The 1,827-nt window shown below is 59.1% G+C and carries 1 protein-coding gene; it reads right to left on the bottom strand.

What is annotated here, in order from left to right; translation table 11 throughout:
- Positions 1–20: 20 nt before the first annotated feature.
- Positions 21–1,298 (bottom strand): alkaline phosphatase family protein, encoded by a 1,278-nt coding sequence (locus H5U08_RS17515; protein ID WP_297036061.1) that lies wholly within the window; start codon positions 1,296–1,298, stop codon positions 21–23.
- Between the last annotated feature and the right edge of the window lie 529 nt (positions 1,299–1,827).

Genomic DNA, 1,827 nt, shown 5'->3' with positions numbered 1-1,827 from the left:
AGACAAACGGCTGGCAGAGGTCATGGCGCCTGGGTGGCCGGTGCTGCCTGACCCTGCCGCGCAGTCCGCTGACCTGCTCGCCCTTGAGCACGCGCTGCCTGAGGTTTGGCCGGTGGAGTTTCCGGAGCCTTGAGGACCGGCTTGGTGGCAGGCTGGGTTAACGGCTCGCCGTCGAGCGGCGGCTGAAGTTTACTCAGGTCCACCCCAAACCGGGCCAGGATGGTGGGAGCGATGTCCTGCCGCATGCCATCCCGCTTCACCAGGGGATCATTGGTCGCGAGGAAGATATAGGGAGCATAACGGTGGGTTTTAGCACCTTCATCGAAGCCGTGGTCTGCCGTCACGTAAATGAGGGTCTTATCGTACAGCCCGAGCTCTTTCAGCTTTTCCACGATCTTGCCCAGCCACGCGTCGTTGGAAATGAGGGCATCGTTGTACTCCTTGGAGTTTTCTCCGAAGCGATGCCCCTGATGATCGACGGAGGCAAAATGCACAAAGAAGAAGAATGGTCTGTCGCGGTATTTTTCCAAGAGCTCAATGGCCCGCGAACCTACTTTCTTGTCCTCCATCAATCCATATTCCCAAACATCGCAGGACTTGTGCATGGTGTAATATGGCGAGCCTTCAAAGACGAGATACTTGACACCATTTTCTTCAACAATTCGACCGATAACCTGCCGGCTGGCGCCAGGCTGGGCTGGTTGCGCAGGTTTCTGCTCAGCTTGCTTCTGGGCCGCCCGATTACCCTGAGCCTGCTGTTTTTGCCGGGCTTGTTGCCGGGCCTGCGCCTGCTGCTTCGCTTGTCCCTGACGCTGGCTCTGTATCTTGGCCGCTTCCTCGTCCGTGAGCTGCCGCTTGAACGGTTCCCGGATTTCTCCGCAGTGCTCCCGCTTTCCGATCACGGCGACACACACGAAATCGGGGCCGAAATGCTCTTTGAGACGTTCAAAAACGCTCAGGCCCTTGGGAACGTCCCGATATCGTCCATTGCTGTACACCCCGGTGACTTCAGGATTGTAGCCGGTGAGAATCTGCGTCCACCCGGCCTTGGTGTCGGTCGCGCCCGTGACGACGTCGATGTTGACAAAGGCCCCCTCTTTGGCGAGCTTCTGGAGATTGGGGAGTTCCCCGCGCTGCAAACACTCCATGACGTGTGCCCGCTGAGCACCATCCCATCCGATGAGGATGATGTTCCGCGGTTTTGCCACCTTGGCGGGCTCTTCCGCAAAAATCGGACGGCCCCCTAACAGTATGGAGGCCAGGGCCAGGAGTACCAAAGGCCGAACAAACCGCTTCATAGCGTCACCTCCCGAATCGTTGAGAACCTACCGCCTACCACTTGCGAAACCTGTCAGCGAACAGCCGACTTCGTACGCCGAACGATCCGGCCTCGGCCGGATGAGGAGCCTTCGTCAACTTTATTGCGCCGGTGGAATAACGCGCACAGGGCGACAAAATTAACCCGGGCGGATCATATGCATTTGTGTCTGGCAGAACTGACCGCCGGTAAATGCCCGTCTCGCCGACACATGCCAGGCCATTGGACAATTCACCGGCGAGGCACGCCGGCGGTTTTCGGCCCTGCCATCAGTGAGCGGCACTCCAGCGCCCCCCGGTAAACCGCGGCGCTTGGGTCCTTTTTTGTCCTGGCTCTTTCGGGTTAAATAACTCTTTTTGTTCCCGGTTCCGTGAGGTGCCCCAGCACCGGCTGGGCAAACGCTCGGAAAAACAGACGGCTTCCCAGACGACTCGGTGCGGCTCGCTTGTGCTTCTTCGCGGATCAGTTTACAGGAGGCGCTGGGCCGGGGCGTCTGACAACGTCGCGGG

The organism is Thermogutta sp. (assembly GCF_014359955.1).
Taxonomy (GTDB): domain Bacteria; phylum Planctomycetota; class Planctomycetia; order Pirellulales; family Thermoguttaceae; genus Thermogutta.
This window is presented reverse-complemented; position numbering and strand designations above follow the sequence as displayed.

Excerpts from the sequence above, each read along its gene's own strand:
- H5U08_RS17515 (WP_297036061.1), bottom strand. The coding sequence starts at position 1,298 with ATGAAGCGGTTTGTTCGGCCTTTGGTACTCCTGGCCCTGGCCTCCATA.